Source organism: Staphylococcus borealis (assembly GCF_001224225.1).
In the GTDB taxonomy this organism is placed as follows: domain Bacteria; phylum Bacillota; class Bacilli; order Staphylococcales; family Staphylococcaceae; genus Staphylococcus; species Staphylococcus borealis.
In genome coordinates this window covers 23904-38106 of the sequence record NZ_CUEE01000010.1, presented here as the reverse complement: position 1 = coordinate 38106, position 14203 = coordinate 23904, and the positions used below count along the sequence as shown (strand labels likewise).

Below are 14203 nucleotides of genomic sequence, written 5' to 3'. Positions count from 1 at the left end.
CCTACTCTTGATAAAAATATGATTCTAAATCATGTGAGTTATGTATAACTTCTAATAAAGAATTATCACTTAACTCTACAAGTAATTTAGACAAGTTATCGTTCTCATTTTTTATAGTGACAATATTTAAGTCGATTTTTTCAATAAATGAGAACTTAGAAAGTAAATTGTCAATATTGTTAATTGTTTTTTTAAATTTCAATTTTATAATATTGTTTTGTTCTTTAACATCTATTTCTGTAATCTTTCGTTTATTTAATAATAAAAACCTTGTGCACAATCCTTCTAATTCTTTTAATTGATGACTAGATATTAAAAAAATTGTGTCATTCTCTTTAGAAAATTGTTCGATTATTGTTATTAATTTTTGTACTCCAATAGGATCTAAACCTAAAAATGGTTCATCTAAAATAGCAACTTTTGGTTTGATTATTAAACATAACGCCAAACATAATCGCTGTTTCATACCATATGAAAAGTATTTTACTTTCTTCGAGTTATCTTCTAGAGCAACTAGATTTAAAATTTTACTTATATCGTTAGAATATTCTTTTTTATTATTAATTTCTAAGTAATATTCTAAATTTTTTCTAGCGCTAATTTCAGGGAAATAGATTTGATTAATCATAAATGCAAAATCATTTAAAACGTTATCTTTACTATTTATATCAATGCCATTATAAAAAATATGACCTTGGGTAGGCAACTGAGATTTAGCAATTAGCTTCATTAAAGTAGTTTTACCTGCCCCATTAGTACCAAGCAAACCGACTTTTTCACCTTTACATATTTTGAAATTTATATTTTCTAAAATTGCTTTTTTATGATACTTTTTTGAAATATCTTTAAATTCTAACATGTTTCTCCCTTTTTTAAATTTAATAAATATTATGAATAGTTGAGGTATTAAATAAGCCAATATTAAAAAAATTACTTGAGAGATTTCTAACATATTTGGTGACACTTGTATATTTATATCATTATTATCAATATTATATTTAGAAACATATTCTAAATAACCATCTAAATTCATAATATATAAACTGTAAATTATATAATAAAAAACATTAAATGCAACAGTGATTAACACATGTAATATTGATGGTTTAACAAAGATTATTGCTATTGAAGAAATTAAGCAAGGAATAATAATAGTTAAAACAGTTGATAAAAATAAATTTATATCTAAGCCCAAATAAGCTAAATAAATATAAAAAATACAATTTACTAAAATCGAAATAAGTGCTAATTTCATACAATCACCCTATTACTTTTGAAACTAAAATATTATAAATCCAATGAACACTTATAGATGCCCTAAGACCAAAAGCATATCTTAATAAATATAATAAAATACTAGATGGGAATCTAATTAATAAATTTGTTATTATTGACTCATTTAAATGTAATAACAAAGAAAACAATAAAGAACCTATAATAATTGAATTGATAAAACTAAAATTATTTAATAGAATTTTATAAACAACTTCTCTAAATAAATATTCTTCTCCCATTGCAATTGTTAAATAAAATAATGTTAATTTAAAATCATCAAAAAAATAAAACACTAAAATAAAAATAATTGTGTAAATTAATATATTTGAAAATTTATACATTGAGTATGGATCGAATTTATAAGAAAAAATTGAAGAAAGATAAGTAGGTATTATTAAAAAACAGATGTTAATACTTAACAATAAAACTATAAACTCTAAAAATTCTGATTTTATTAGATAAGCAGTTAAGCCTATTAATAAATTTAGCATCATTGAACTACTGAGTATTATACAAATAATTGCAAATATACAAATTATTCTTCGATTTTTTAAGATTGATATTACCATTTAATATGACGGCCACGATAGCCGATATAAAATCTACCAATTGAAAATTGGAATATATCTAAAAGTTTTAACATAATCATCTCTCCTTTCTCCTACTTATCAGTATAATAATAATATATTTATACAATAAAAACAATATTTTATTTTGTACCATTCAATAAAAGGTAAACTCATTTTTCGTACAATCCTTTTCTAAAGCCATTATTAACTTAAAATAAAAGGTTCTACGCAAACATCGGTTGATAAATAAAAAAATTATTTAATTATAATAAGATTAAGCGACAAGGTGGAAATCAGACTTTTTTAGTCTTGGTTTCCTTTTTGTTTTTTTAAATAATCGTTCTTTGATGATTATACGACATTTGAAATTCTCGAAGTTATGATAACCGTAAGCTATACGTTTTTGAACTTTAATTTTATTATTAAAACCTTCGATAGGTCCATTTGATAAATGTGGAAAATTGAACGTATTCATAATATGTGGTGAAAATTTATCGAATGTATTTAATACTCTATTTAAACCTTTAGAAATAGATGTTTCGTCTTTAATACAACTAAAGAACTTTTCCGATTGATTGAGTTTTAAAGCCCGTCTAAGCTGATGGCCTACTTGATGCGTAAATTTAAGTATGTCATTTCCTTCTAGCATATAATCCAAGACACCTTGAGGTGTCATCCATTTGTCGAAGAGTTTAACAGGGCCATAAACAAAGCTTTCTAGATTTTCTGTATCGGTAAGAAATATCTTCCAATGCCGTTTTAACTTATTATAAAATCGGTGATCTGTGTATCTAACTTCATTCATCAAACGGATACGCGCAGTGTTAATTTCTCTATTGATAGATTGAACAATGTGAAAACGATCAATAATGATGCGCGCATTAGGGAATAATTCCTGAATCATGTAAATATAAGCTTCAAACATATCAATGGAAACAGTTTTTACTTTTTTACGTTCTTCTAAAGAAAAATGATAAAAGTAGTCAAGAACAAATCGTTTTTTACGACTTTCGATGATATCTCCAAATTGATGTGTTAAGCCATCACAGTACACAATGCTCATTTGACCGTTTACTGTTTTAAGTTCATCAATCATAATGTGTTCTGGTAAGGATTTAGATGGTGTCTGAGCTATCTCTTTAGCTGCTTCATTAATAATACGCGTAACCGTATGGAATGAGGTATTGGTACTTTCACTAATAGATTTGACCGAACGGTCTTGAACACTTTTATTTAAGATTATTTTTTTGTATTATTTGAAATCACACAATGTTTGTCTACTATTTCAGATTGAGCGACAAAGGTACTATGGCATTGGCGACATAAAAAACGTTGTTTTTTGAGCGAAATATACGTAGGAACTTCTGAAACTTTAGGTACTTTAATTAATATTTGGCGTTTACCATTTTTAACAATACGATGGTTTTCATTTGGGAAGCCACAGTTCTCACAATGATTAGGCGTATAAGTTAATGTGCCAAAATAACATTTAGCTGTTATATATCCATTGGAAAAACGTTCTACACGGTTTTCCCAAATAATATTTTCATCTTTAATTTCTAATGTTTCTGCGATACAATTACTCATAAGCGCGATATCTCTCCTTTTATTTGGTTTGGTCACTTAATATTATAGAGATATTTGCGCTCTTTTTGTATAAAAAATGCGGTTAATGAAACAATCAATTTGTTTCATCAACCGCATTTCTCTTAGAACCAAATAAAAAACACCTTACATCTTGGTAAGGTGTTACTAAAGTCAATATTTTACAATCTATTTATTATAGTTTTACAACGTTTGCAGCTTGAGGACCGCGGTCGCCTTCAACTACTTCAAATTCAACTGATTGACCTTCTTCTAATGATTTGTAACCATCTTGGTTAATTGCTGAGAAGTGTACGAATACGTCGTTTTCACCTTCAACTTCGATAAAACCAAAACCTTTTTCAGCGTTAAACCATTTAACTGTACCTTGTTTCATAATTCTGAAACCTCCAAGACTAAATTCTTTCAATATGCATTATTCGCATATTACAAAAAATACATGTGACAATTATGTATGAATAACGAAACGCTATAAATAACTCTTACAGATATTCTTTGCAATATGGAATAAAACCATTGCTTAGTAGTAATTATATGTTAGTTCTTACCAAATTGCAATACAATTATAGAAAATTATCTTTTAATTAATTTTAGGTAGATTATAATATACTTCTTTATTATTTAATACAATAAAACTATAAAATATTTGTAAGTCTTCTTCACAATCTTCACAAAAGTTTAAATCACAGTTGTTATAAAATGCATGAATATTGTATTTACCAACAACATAATTATCATAATCATTTTTACTTTTTGCAATTATATCTTTATAGTAATCAATCATTTCAGCATACGTTGAAAATTGATGTTGTTCAACAATTTTATCTGTCCAGTCACTAAATAACCACCATCCCTCGTAGTCAGCTCTGATCTTGGTAACTGTCCACATATATAAATCCCCTCTCAATTAACCTATAATACTTATTTTAACTATTTTATATCTGAATTAAAAATATAACGGCTCATACTTTTGACTGATAGCCTCTTGATTCAATAGTAAATATTAGTTTTTTAGTATAAAACTACGTATAATAAGTTTAAGAGGTGATACTATGAAGCAAAAGCATTTACAAGTGTTTGGAACTGTTCAAGGTGTAGGTTTTCGATATTACACTCAAAGATTAGCAATCAAATATCATGTTAAAGGTACAGTTCAGAATGTAGATGATTATGTTGAAATATATGCAATAGGTAATGACGATAATATTGATCAGTTTATTAATGCTGTGATCAATGGTGCATCACCTGCTTCACATGTTACACACTATGAACTTGAAGAAACTAATTTGAGTGAAGATTTTACAGACTTTAAATCGATTTAAATATAAAAAGGAAGATGTCATTTGAGATACAATATTTCTCGACTTTTTGGCGTGATTGTGGGGGTTCCAGTAGCAATAGTGTCATGGTTGATCAGCGTTTTTGGCTTTGATTTATCATTCATTATTGATGGTTTAATAGGAATTGGGATGTTTTTTGTGTCCTACTTCCCTACTCAACGACTTACGTCTAAGAAGTATTTAACAGAAATTGGCCTTTCACGAAGAGACTATTATTACGTGAGAAACCATTTAAAGCAAACCCAAGACAAGATACGTACTATATTGAAGTCATTTATCAATGTAAGATCTATTCAGGATTTTAGACAAATAAATGACATCTATAGAATATCAAAGTCTATTCACTTTGCTGTTAAACAACGACCAGCAATGTTCTTTAAAGTTGAAAGTTTCTTTTATTCACATATAGACAATGCTTTAAATTTAATTGAGTCGTATACTCGACTGGCTAAAATGCCAAAAAAATCAGTTGAAGAAAAGCAAAAATTAGAACAAACACGTATCACGCTAGATGAAGTGAAACGTACACTAATTGCTGATTTGAAGAGAATCAATGAAGATGATTACGAACGTCTAGATGTTGAAATGCAACTTAATAAATTGGAACAAACACGTCATAAAGATAAATAGAATAAAGAAATGGAGCGATTTACTTAAATGTCTCGAGATGAACAATTTAACAACGCACATCCATTAGATGATTATATAGAACAACAACAGTTTAATAATTTAAATAATGAAAACAACATTAACCTAGCACATGATAATACAGTTTTAGACGATTTTCATCAACAATTTACTGATAAAGAACTACAAAAGATTGAAACTATTAGTCAACAAATTAAACCTTTAGATAATGATGGGTTACTAACTTATGGTACTCATTTACAAGAAAACATGTCTCAATTCTCGCATAAAATGTTGGATGAAGTGCAGACAAAAGATATTGGACCTGTTGGGGATTCACTTAATCAGCTAATGTCAAAACTAAAAGCCGTCAACCCTGATGAATTAAATCCAGAGAAACAATCTAAGTTGAAACGTTTATTTAAACGTACGAAAGCTTCTATTAATGAAGTGTTTTCAAGAATGCAATCTGTTAGTTCGCAAATTGATAGAATTACTATTCAACTTGATAGACACAAAAATAATCTATCTAAAGACATTAAATTATTAGATGGTTTATACCAACAAAATAAAGATTACTTTGATGATGTTAATTTATATATTGCTGCTGCTAAAAGAAAAAAACATGAAATACAAGCTGAGGATATTCCAAAATTACAAGCAAATGCGCATCAAAGTGGCAATCAAATGGATATCCAAGCTGTCGCGGATATGGAACAATTTGTTGATCGTTTAGATAAACGCATTTATGATTTACAATTATCTCGTCAAATTGCAATACAAACTGCACCACAAATCCGTATGATTCAAAATGTGAATCAGGCTTTAGCTGAGAAAATTCAAAGTTCGATTTTAACAAGTATTCCTCTATGGAAAAATCAAATGGCGATTGCCCTTACATTGATGAGACAACGTAATGCAGTGTCCGCGCAACGTGCTGTAACTGATACAACCAATGATTTGCTTACGCAAAATGCGGCGATGCTAAAACAAAATGCAATTGAAACTGCAACTGAAAATGAGCGCGGTATTGTTGATATTGAAACACTTAAATCGACACAAAGCGATATTATCGAAACGATAGAACAAACACTTCAAATTCAACAAAATGGTCGCCAAAAACGTAAAGAAGCAGAAAAAGAACTCGTTGGTTTAGAAGATGAATTAAAACAACACTTACTTTCTATGAAGAAAGAATAGCACATAAACAAAAGCACATCACAACTCAATTTGAGTCTGATGTGCTTTTTAATATCTTCGACTTGTTGCAAATTTTGTTAAAGAACTATTCTTTTTGATAAATAATATAGTCCTGTTTTACAAACTTAGCGACTATATAACCAATAATGGTAGCAATCACTGCTATGGGGAACCACTCTAATGAATATTGCTTTAATGGTAAAGCATCTATAAATGACATCTTCACCCAACCATTAGAACTAATAACGCTCAAAATTGAAACGATACTAATGACAACAATTGGTATTTGTTGAGCAATTCGCTTAGTTGGTATAAATCTTGCAAGTAAGATAAGTAATACCACAGTTATTGCAACAGGATAAATAATACTCAATACTGGAACAGACATGGATATTACTGCATTTAAACCTAAATTGGACAATATAAAACTAATTAAAGTAAAGAATATTGTATAAGCTTTATACGAAACTTTAGGGAATATTCTATTGAAATACTGACTTACAGCCACTATTAAGCCGCAAGCAGTTGTCAAACAAGCTAATGCAACAATAATACCTAATAAATATTTGCCAAAGACACCAAAACCACTTGCTGCCATTGTTGTTAATAAGTAGGCACCTACATTTTGATCCTTAGCAGTTAAATTTTTAAGTGTTTCATTGTCTACGTTCATATGATTACCTATAAATCCTAATGATACGTATATGAAGATGAGTGCTACAGCTGCAATCAAACCTGACATTACTGTTTGTTTAAATATTTGATCTGCATGTTTTACCCCAGTTGCTTTTATTGCATTCACTACAATCATTGAGAAAGCAATTGCTGCAATTGCATCCATCGTTAAATAACCTTCTGTAAAGCCTTTCGAAAAACTTCCGATAGCTGAACTATAATCAACTTGATTTCCATGAGATGGCGTATTACCACTATAATCGACGAAACCTTTAATAATCATGGCTAAAATTGTTATCAACAATAGTGGTGTTAACAATGATCCGATGCGATCTACAATTTTACCTGGATTAATACAAAGGTAAAGAACGACTAGGAAATAAATCAACGTAAATATGAATAGTATAAGATTACTATTTGTATGAGCAATTGGTGTGACAGTCATCTCGAATGAAGTTGAAGCTGTACGCGGAATTGCAAACAGAGGTCCGATTGTTAAATATATAATAATTAAAAATATAATTGAAAATTTAGGTGATATTTTGTTTAAAGAACCTACGTAACCTTGCTTGTCTAAAGCGCCTACAATAACGCCTAGTAACGGTAAGCCAATGCCTGTTAAACAAAATGCGATCACAGCGGGCCAAAAGAAATGACCACTATCTTGACCTAAATTTGGTGGAAAAATAAGATTACCTGCGCCGAAAAACATAGCGAATAACGTAAATCCTACAATCCAAGTATTCTTATTCATAGAATTGCTCCTTTTTATGTGTATGTTTGCAATATTAAACATTCTAGCATAAAAAGGAATTGCAAGTCTATGTGATTTCAGAAAATTTGAAAAGTTGATATATATTTAAAGCTATACTTATACAAAATTTTAAAATGATTTTAGTAGTAATTTTTCGAGTAATGGTGATAGATGGCTTGGAAGATTTTCTACGCCCTCAACAAATAAGGCATATTGTCCATAAATATTATGAATAGTTTGTTCAATGTCTTCTGTAATAACATCTTGACTCAAGAACACATTAAATACTTCAATACCATATTTACGTGCCATTTCTACCCCTTCATACGTGTCTAAAATACCATCTTGCGCATAATTGTAAGCTGAAGGTTCTCCATCAGAAAAGACGATTAGGAAACGTTGATTATGACTTCTTCTTAGTAAACGTTCGCTAGCAATACGTATGGCTACACCGTCACGGTTATCGTCTTGCGGGTGTAACGACATAATTCGTGGCCCGCTTTTTTCCATAGTTGAATAATCGTAATGAACAATTTCATCAATGATGTTAGGCTGTTTACGATCATCAGAATCAAATGCATCTTCATTGAATGCCAGTATTTCATGTTTAACATTTAGTGCTTTAAGCGTTTCATGGAAAAGCACAACACCCTTGATTGTTTCCTCCATCTTATCGAACATACTTGCAGACACATCAATTAGTAATGTGAAAGTAGCATCGAACGTCTTACTTAAATCTTGTTTCTTATAAAATAATTTATATTGGTCATCGATAAACCAATTAGTTAAATCTCGTTGTAAACGACCTTTAGTTAAATTGTGACGTTCATCTACATGTTCTCGATCAATCGTCTTTTTAATAATTTGAATTAAATCTTTTGTTTCGAATTGAACATCATTTTTAACATCTTGATATGCTGGCAAGAAATCAGGTTCAATATCAGGTACATTCCATTTAATTTCAACATTTTCATTAATTCCTTTAAGTGCAAATGAAGCGTTCTCGCCAATGAACCCGCCTTCATCGTTGTTCAGTGTATTTTCTGACCCGCGCCCTTTTTTAGTCATCATATCCGTCATGTCGTCTGTGGAATCACCCTCACGCGCAGTATCATTATCACTCATAACCTCACTATTTTCACCCTCATGAAGTTCCATTTCAAGATATGCGCCGCCTTCTGATTTGCTATCTTGAGCTTTTGTTTCAGCTTCAGCAGTTTCTGCATCTGTATCTTCAGATGTATTATCTTTACCGTCGACGTTACTTGCATCTGTTCGTTTCAACTCATCAAATGACATTTCGTGGATTGCTTCATATACCCTTCGAGGAAGATGATAATATTCGTTTAACATATCTTTGTTTAATATATCATCGATTTGAAACATGATGCGTTGTGCTAAGTACATATTATCTTCTGATGTTTCATTTTGGAAAAAGTTAGGTAAGTACAGAAACATTGAATTCAAAATATCATCTAATTGTGAATCTATGGTTGGAATATCATAGAAGTTTTGGCTTAGAAATGCTTTTTCTAAATATAAAAATAGCAAGTCAGTATATACTGTTTTAGTCTTATAAAATTTGATTTGAGACTCCGTATAAGACAATCGCGTTTGTAAACGTAAATCTATTAATTTAGCTGTGCTAGGACGTGCAATACGAATATGATTAAATACACGCATATCTTCAAGTAATCTAAAAAGTTGTTGATAGAACTTCGGATGTGCAAATTCATCATCATGAAGTACATTATTAACAATAGTTTCATCCATCATTTGATATCCGTAAGCGGCAAGCATGACATCTGTTTTAAGCCCAGCTTTCTCTATATGGTCGGGACGGTGCGACCAGAACCAACTTGTAATCAATGTGTTGTTGATTGGATCATAATAAGGGAATTTTTGAATTTTAACTTGTGTTTGTTCATTTTTGAGAAGTAAGCGTGCTAAGTCTTGCAACATCATAACTTGCTTAGCATCTAATTGCTCATCATTAAATTTGATAAAACGATCGCTCATAATAATCCCTCTCTAAAAGTTTAATTCAATCGCATTTTTGATTGCTTGTTGTTCACGCTCATCTTCTAATTTATCAATAATCGTACGTTGAATCGCACGTTCAATTGGCATGACAGTAATTAAATCACTTAAGTCAATTAATGCCCTAATACTTGCTGCTTCTTCAGAAATTTGTCCCTGTTTAGACATCGTGCGCAAATCTTCGTTAAATTTAATGATTTGCTCAATAATTGCATCATCTTGAAGTTGGCTTTGCTGTTTAATAACGTCTTTAAGTATATCACCATCAATGTAATCTACTTGAATGACGACAAAGCGGTTTTTTAGAGCTTCATTCATAGGAAGTGTACCTACATACCCTTCGTTAATTGCGGCGATGACATTGAATCCAGGCGCAGCTTTGATCACTTCGCCAGTAAATGGATTAGTAAGTTGACGTCGGTAATCTAGCACACCATTGAGAATTGGCAATGTTTCAGGTTTAGCCATATTAATTTCATCGATATAAAGGATATGACCTTCACGCATGGCTTTAATAACGGGACCATCGATAAACACAATTTCTTGTTGCCCTTGATCATTAGTTTTAATTGTTTTGAATCCAAGTAAACTTTCAGCATCTAAATCTACAGAACAGTTGACTTGATGCATTGGTGTATCTACAGTAGCACTAAGTGTTTCGGCTAATTTTGTTTTACCCGAACCTGTAGGTCCTTTTAGTAAAATGTTCTTATTTAAACTAAATAAAGCTTTAGCATCATTGAATACTGACTCATCTGAATTGATATATTGATTTTTAATCATTTTGATTACTTACGCTCCTTCTTTAAAATGAAAAATAGACTAAGAGATTAAATTGAATGAAGGTAATGTATTGTTTAGCACAACCTATACATCATCTAATATCCAAAGTTAACCCCTAAGTCTTAATTTAATCATGAACATACATAACGATTTATACTAAATTTCTTTAAAATATGATTTGTAATAGCCACCAACTAAACCAGAATTATCAATAATTTGATAGTACTCTTCGGTTTCGTTAATCACATCATATTGTTTACCAACTGTTAACATATCAGATACTGTGAATTTTTTTGCATCAGTATTGATAACTTCTACTTTTTTAATTGGTGTACGTGTTTTCCACATTTCATGTAACATAGCCATAAATTTAAATCCTCCATATTGTCTTTGTATTACTTTTCTAATGTGTAAATAAACGAGATGCCACTATTCTCGGTAATGCGTAATGACTGAGCATCGCCTTGATCTAACGTTTGGTAAGGAATTCCAATATCGTCTAATTCCTTTTGCGCATGTGCGAATGCCTCTTGAGAGTTTGCACTAAACTCAACTTGTTCAACAATACCTTCTTCTTTTAGTTCAATAGGATCTTTAGGTTGATATAAATGAATTTCGCCACCTAAACCGCCTTCTCCAATTTGAAACACTTGAATCATTGTTTCAGGAAAAGCTGACGATTCATATTCTGCATAATGCGTTAGGTTAAATACATTTGTCAGAATAGAAGCGGTAACTGGTAATTCATTCACTTTAATAATAATAGGTCCCAAACCCTGGATTTGATGAAGTGGGTTTACTGTACTTTCAAAAGTAGGTGTACCTAAACCAACACCAGTATTAAGTTCATTTGAATAAATATCAAAGATTTGGTCGTTATTATCCTCAAAATTAAAATGCTTATTACCATTTAACTCAGTTACTTCACCAAACTTAAAATCATTATCTTTCAAAATGGTTTGATACTCTTCTAAACCTGAATCAGATGGTGTTCTTAAACCAACACTAGCGATATGTTGGTTTTGGTATTCAGGATTTGGCACTTCAACAAAGTGTATTCGTGTACCTGGACTTAAATCTGCATCACCAAAACGTAATGCTTTATTTTTAGTTGCTACATTAAGTCCTAAAATATCTTTAAATAATTTGTTTGTTTTAGAAAGATCACTTGTCCCTAATGTGACACTTCTAAGTCCACTCATGCAATGACACCCCTAATATTTGTCTTTTCCTATTCATTATAACGCATTTTAAATACGATTTATATCATGAACTACATAAAGCATTGGCGAAGTCTAAGAATTTCAAAAATCGTATTATATAAATATAAAACTTAATAAAGTCTGTTTATAAAATATATTTAATATCCTATAAAACAAATATATAACTACTCCCCTATCCTTTGATGAATAGGAAGGGGGTGTTTAATAGTAAGTTGTTGTTGTAGTAGTTGTTCATTTAAATTTTTGTGATAGTTCGTTTTACATGGTTTTTATTTGTATTTGCAACATTTCGAAGTTTGAGTGTGATAAATATGTGAGCAGAAATATTTATCATTTAACGCCATACTTACATAGCCTAGAGATATAAATTAACATAGTTTAGACTGCTAACTAATAGTGAGTTATTCTAAGGTTTTTGTATGTTCAAATGCCTTTTCAGTACAGTCAGCAACTGTGAATTTTGTAAAATGGTTAACCCGGCTTAAGTAGTTCTAAAATGGATCATGAAACGGAGTTTAGTGTGGGGCCCACCATAGAAAATATCGAATAAACAGTTTTCATACATAGAAAGTTGGACTAGCGAGCTACCAATAGGAAGTATCGTAAATAAAGAAGAGAGTGGGACAGAATTCTTTTTAAATTCGTTGTCCCACCCCCCAAAAGGATGATTAGAACTGAGAAAAGCTTGATTTAAGCGTCTTCTCAGTTCAGTCAGCTACTGCGAATTTGCAAAATAGCTTCATTATATTATTTATGTCTCAGCTTTTATTTAGCTAGGATTGATGCCCCAGCCTTATCAATATTAGTTTGAGGTTGTTTTCCGTTATGATTAGCTTTCTAATAGTAGGTCTTCAGGGCTTTCGATCAATTCTTTTATCGTTTTTAAGAATCCTACTGCTTCTTTACCATCAATAATTCTGTGGTCATAACTTAAAGCAATGTACATCATAGGTCTATTTTCAATAGTATCTTTATCGATTGCAATTGGTCGAGTAATAATAGAGTGCATACCAAGAATTGCTGCTTGATTACCGTTGATAATAGGTGTACTCATCATTGATCCAAATACACCACCATTAGTGATTGTGAATGAACCATTGACCATATCATCTAGGCCGAGTTTTTTCTCGCGCGCTTTAACTGCTAGGTCAGCAATCGCTCTTTCTAGTTCTGCAAAGTTTTTCTTATCACAGTCTCGTACGAATGGAACTAATAGACCATCATCAGTAGAAACAGCGACACCAATATCATAATATTGTTTAGTAATCATATCATCGCCATCAATTTCAGCATTTACTTCTGGATATTTCTTCAATGCTGCGACAGCGGCTTTAGTGAAGAATGACATGAATCCTAATTTTGTACCATCATGATCTTTAATAAATTGTTCTTTTTTACGCTTACGTAATTCCATTACGTTTGTCATGTCAACTTCATTAAACGTCGTTAACATAGCTGAATTATTAGATACTTCTAATAATTTTTTAGCAGCTGTTTTCTTTCTACGTGACATTTTTTCTCTAATTACTGGTTTATTAGGCGCACTTGAAGCTTTTTTAGGTGCTTCTTTTTTGCTAGCTTCTTGCGAAGGTTGTGATTGAGTTGATTTTTGGCTATTTTCAACATCATCTTTACGAACAACATCGTTTCCTTTTCCAGAAACAGTACTTAAATCCACGCCATTTTCACGTGCATGACGACGTGCTGATGGTGTCGCATTAATACGTTGATTGTTAGAAGATGATGGTTCCTCTTCTTTATTAGATTGTGGTTCAGTTGGTTGTGCGTCCTTCTTACCGCTATCATCTGAACTATTAGATTGAGCGTCTTCTGACACCTCTGATTTACTTGCTGATGAATTTCCACTACCTTCACCAACCGTAGCGATGACTTGACCAACTTCTACTGTATCGCCTTCTGAAGCTAACTGTTCTTGAAGTACACCTTCTTCTTCAGAAACTACTTCAACGTTAACTTTATCTGTTTCTAATTCTAAAATAGCTTCGCCTTTTTCAACGCTATCTCCCACATTTTTTAACCATTCTGCAATGGTACCCTCTGTTATAGATTCTGCTAATTCTGGAACTTTTACCTCTGGCATAATATTTCCCC

15 protein-coding genes are annotated in these 14203 nt (G+C 31.0%); 3 read left to right on the top strand and 12 right to left on the bottom strand.

The window, feature by feature from the left end:
* Position 1: 1 nt before the first annotated feature.
* From AK212_RS10745 to msaA, 6 genes are all read right to left on the bottom strand, one after another.
* Positions 2 to 1255 carry an Msa family membrane protein gene (locus AK212_RS10745; protein WP_207104984.1) on the bottom strand — a complete coding sequence of 418 codons (1254 nt, stop codon included), beginning with the start codon at positions 1253 to 1255 and terminating at the stop codon, positions 2 to 4.
* 4 nt (positions 1256 to 1259) lie between these two features.
* On the bottom strand, positions 1260 to 1766 hold the full coding sequence (locus AK212_RS10740) for a CPBP family glutamic-type intramembrane protease (protein ID WP_242450162.1): 507 nt from the start codon (positions 1764 to 1766) through the stop codon (positions 1260 to 1262).
* Between the two features lie 352 nt (positions 1767 to 2118).
* A complete protein-coding gene (locus AK212_RS10735) occupies positions 2119 to 3045 on the bottom strand; it encodes an ISL3 family transposase (RefSeq protein WP_244881445.1) in 927 nt (308 codons plus the stop codon).
* Between the two features lie 38 nt (positions 3046 to 3083).
* The gene (locus AK212_RS10730; RefSeq protein ID WP_053030894.1) at positions 3084 to 3431 is read right to left on the bottom strand and encodes a transposase family protein; all 348 of its coding nucleotides are present in this window, start codon (positions 3429 to 3431) and stop codon (positions 3084 to 3086) included.
* Positions 3432 to 3624: 193 nt separating this feature from the next.
* Positions 3625 to 3825 (bottom strand): cold shock protein CspA, encoded by a 201-nt coding sequence (gene cspA / locus AK212_RS10725; RefSeq protein WP_002433901.1) that lies wholly within the window; start codon positions 3823 to 3825, stop codon positions 3625 to 3627.
* A gap of 204 nt (positions 3826 to 4029) precedes the next feature.
* Entirely contained in the window at positions 4030 to 4338 is a 309-nt protein-coding gene (gene msaA / locus AK212_RS10720; RefSeq protein ID WP_053030892.1) for a regulatory protein MsaA, read from the bottom strand.
* Positions 4339 to 4501: 163 nt separating this feature from the next.
* On the opposite strand from msaA, the gene AK212_RS10715 reads away from it, so the two are divergent.
* The 3 genes from AK212_RS10715 to AK212_RS10705 are packed head-to-tail and all read left to right on the top strand — an operon-like array spanning position 4502 to position 6616.
* A complete protein-coding gene (locus AK212_RS10715; RefSeq protein WP_053030890.1) occupies positions 4502 to 4771 on the top strand; it encodes an acylphosphatase in 270 nt (89 codons plus the stop codon).
* 21 nt (positions 4772 to 4792) lie between these two features.
* Positions 4793 to 5419: a 5-bromo-4-chloroindolyl phosphate hydrolysis family protein gene (locus tag AK212_RS10710; RefSeq protein WP_053030888.1), complete on the top strand. Its 627-nt coding sequence runs from the start codon at positions 4793 to 4795 to the stop codon at positions 5417 to 5419.
* 27 nt (positions 5420 to 5446) lie between these two features.
* Positions 5447 to 6616: a toxic anion resistance protein gene (locus AK212_RS10705; protein WP_053030886.1), complete on the top strand. Its 1170-nt coding sequence runs from the start codon at positions 5447 to 5449 to the stop codon at positions 6614 to 6616.
* Positions 6617 to 6701: 85 nt separating this feature from the next.
* On the opposite strand, the gene brnQ3 is transcribed toward AK212_RS10705, so the two are convergent.
* The 6 genes from brnQ3 to sucB form a co-directional block, all read right to left on the bottom strand.
* A complete protein-coding gene (gene brnQ3 / locus AK212_RS10700; protein WP_053030884.1) occupies positions 6702 to 8045 on the bottom strand; it encodes a branched-chain amino acid-like transporter carrier protein BrnQ3 in 1344 nt (447 codons plus the stop codon).
* A 129-nt stretch (positions 8046 to 8174) separates the two neighbouring features.
* Positions 8175 to 10064, bottom strand: a complete 1890-nt coding sequence (locus AK212_RS10695; RefSeq protein ID WP_053030882.1) for a vWA domain-containing protein — start codon at positions 10062 to 10064, stop codon at positions 8175 to 8177.
* A 12-nt stretch (positions 10065 to 10076) separates the two neighbouring features.
* Positions 10077 to 10868, bottom strand: coding sequence for an ATP-binding protein (locus AK212_RS10690; protein ID WP_053030879.1), 792 nt, complete (start codon positions 10866 to 10868; stop codon positions 10077 to 10079).
* A gap of 156 nt (positions 10869 to 11024) precedes the next feature.
* A complete protein-coding gene (locus AK212_RS10685; RefSeq protein WP_053030986.1) occupies positions 11025 to 11228 on the bottom strand; it encodes a DUF6501 family protein in 204 nt (67 codons plus the stop codon).
* Positions 11229 to 11263: 35 nt separating this feature from the next.
* On the bottom strand, positions 11264 to 12070 hold the full coding sequence (locus tag AK212_RS10680) for a VOC family protein (protein ID WP_053030878.1): 807 nt from the start codon (positions 12068 to 12070) through the stop codon (positions 11264 to 11266).
* A gap of 850 nt (positions 12071 to 12920) precedes the next feature.
* The gene (gene sucB, locus AK212_RS10675; RefSeq protein WP_053030870.1) at positions 12921 to 14192 is read right to left on the bottom strand and encodes a dihydrolipoyllysine-residue succinyltransferase; all 1272 of its coding nucleotides are present in this window, start codon (positions 14190 to 14192) and stop codon (positions 12921 to 12923) included.
* Positions 14193 to 14203 lie beyond the last annotated feature (11 nt).

What these genes read in the sequence shown, in the direction of transcription:
- AK212_RS10745 (WP_207104984.1), bottom strand. Translation starts at nt 1,255, where the DNA reads ATGAAATTAGCACTTATTTCGATTTTAGTAAATTGTATTTTTTATATT.
- AK212_RS10740 (WP_242450162.1), bottom strand. Translation starts at nt 1,766, where the DNA reads ATGCTAAATTTATTAATAGGCTTAACTGCTTATCTAATAAAATCAGAA.
- AK212_RS10730 (WP_053030894.1), bottom strand. Translation starts at nt 3,431, where the DNA reads ATGAGTAATTGTATCGCAGAAACATTAGAAATTAAAGATGAAAATATT.
- cspA (WP_002433901.1), bottom strand. Translation starts at nt 3,825, where the DNA reads ATGAAACAAGGTACAGTTAAATGGTTTAACGCTGAAAAAGGTTTTGGT.
- msaA (WP_053030892.1), bottom strand. Translation starts at nt 4,338, where the DNA reads ATGTGGACAGTTACCAAGATCAGAGCTGACTACGAGGGATGGTGGTTA.
- AK212_RS10715 (WP_053030890.1), top strand. Translation starts at nt 4,502, where the DNA reads ATGAAGCAAAAGCATTTACAAGTGTTTGGAACTGTTCAAGGTGTAGGT.
- AK212_RS10705 (WP_053030886.1), top strand. Translation starts at nt 5,447, where the DNA reads ATGTCTCGAGATGAACAATTTAACAACGCACATCCATTAGATGATTAT.
- brnQ3 (WP_053030884.1), bottom strand. Translation starts at nt 8,045, where the DNA reads ATGAATAAGAATACTTGGATTGTAGGATTTACGTTATTCGCTATGTTT.
- AK212_RS10695 (WP_053030882.1), bottom strand. Translation starts at nt 10,064, where the DNA reads ATGAGCGATCGTTTTATCAAATTTAATGATGAGCAATTAGATGCTAAG.
- AK212_RS10690 (WP_053030879.1), bottom strand. Translation starts at nt 10,868, where the DNA reads ATGATTAAAAATCAATATATCAATTCAGATGAGTCAGTATTCAATGAT.
- AK212_RS10685 (WP_053030986.1), bottom strand. Translation starts at nt 11,228, where the DNA reads ATGTTACATGAAATGTGGAAAACACGTACACCAATTAAAAAAGTAGAA.
- AK212_RS10680 (WP_053030878.1), bottom strand. Translation starts at nt 12,070, where the DNA reads ATGAGTGGACTTAGAAGTGTCACATTAGGGACAAGTGATCTTTCTAAA.
- sucB (WP_053030870.1), bottom strand. Translation starts at nt 14,192, where the DNA reads ATGCCAGAGGTAAAAGTTCCAGAATTAGCAGAATCTATAACAGAGGGT.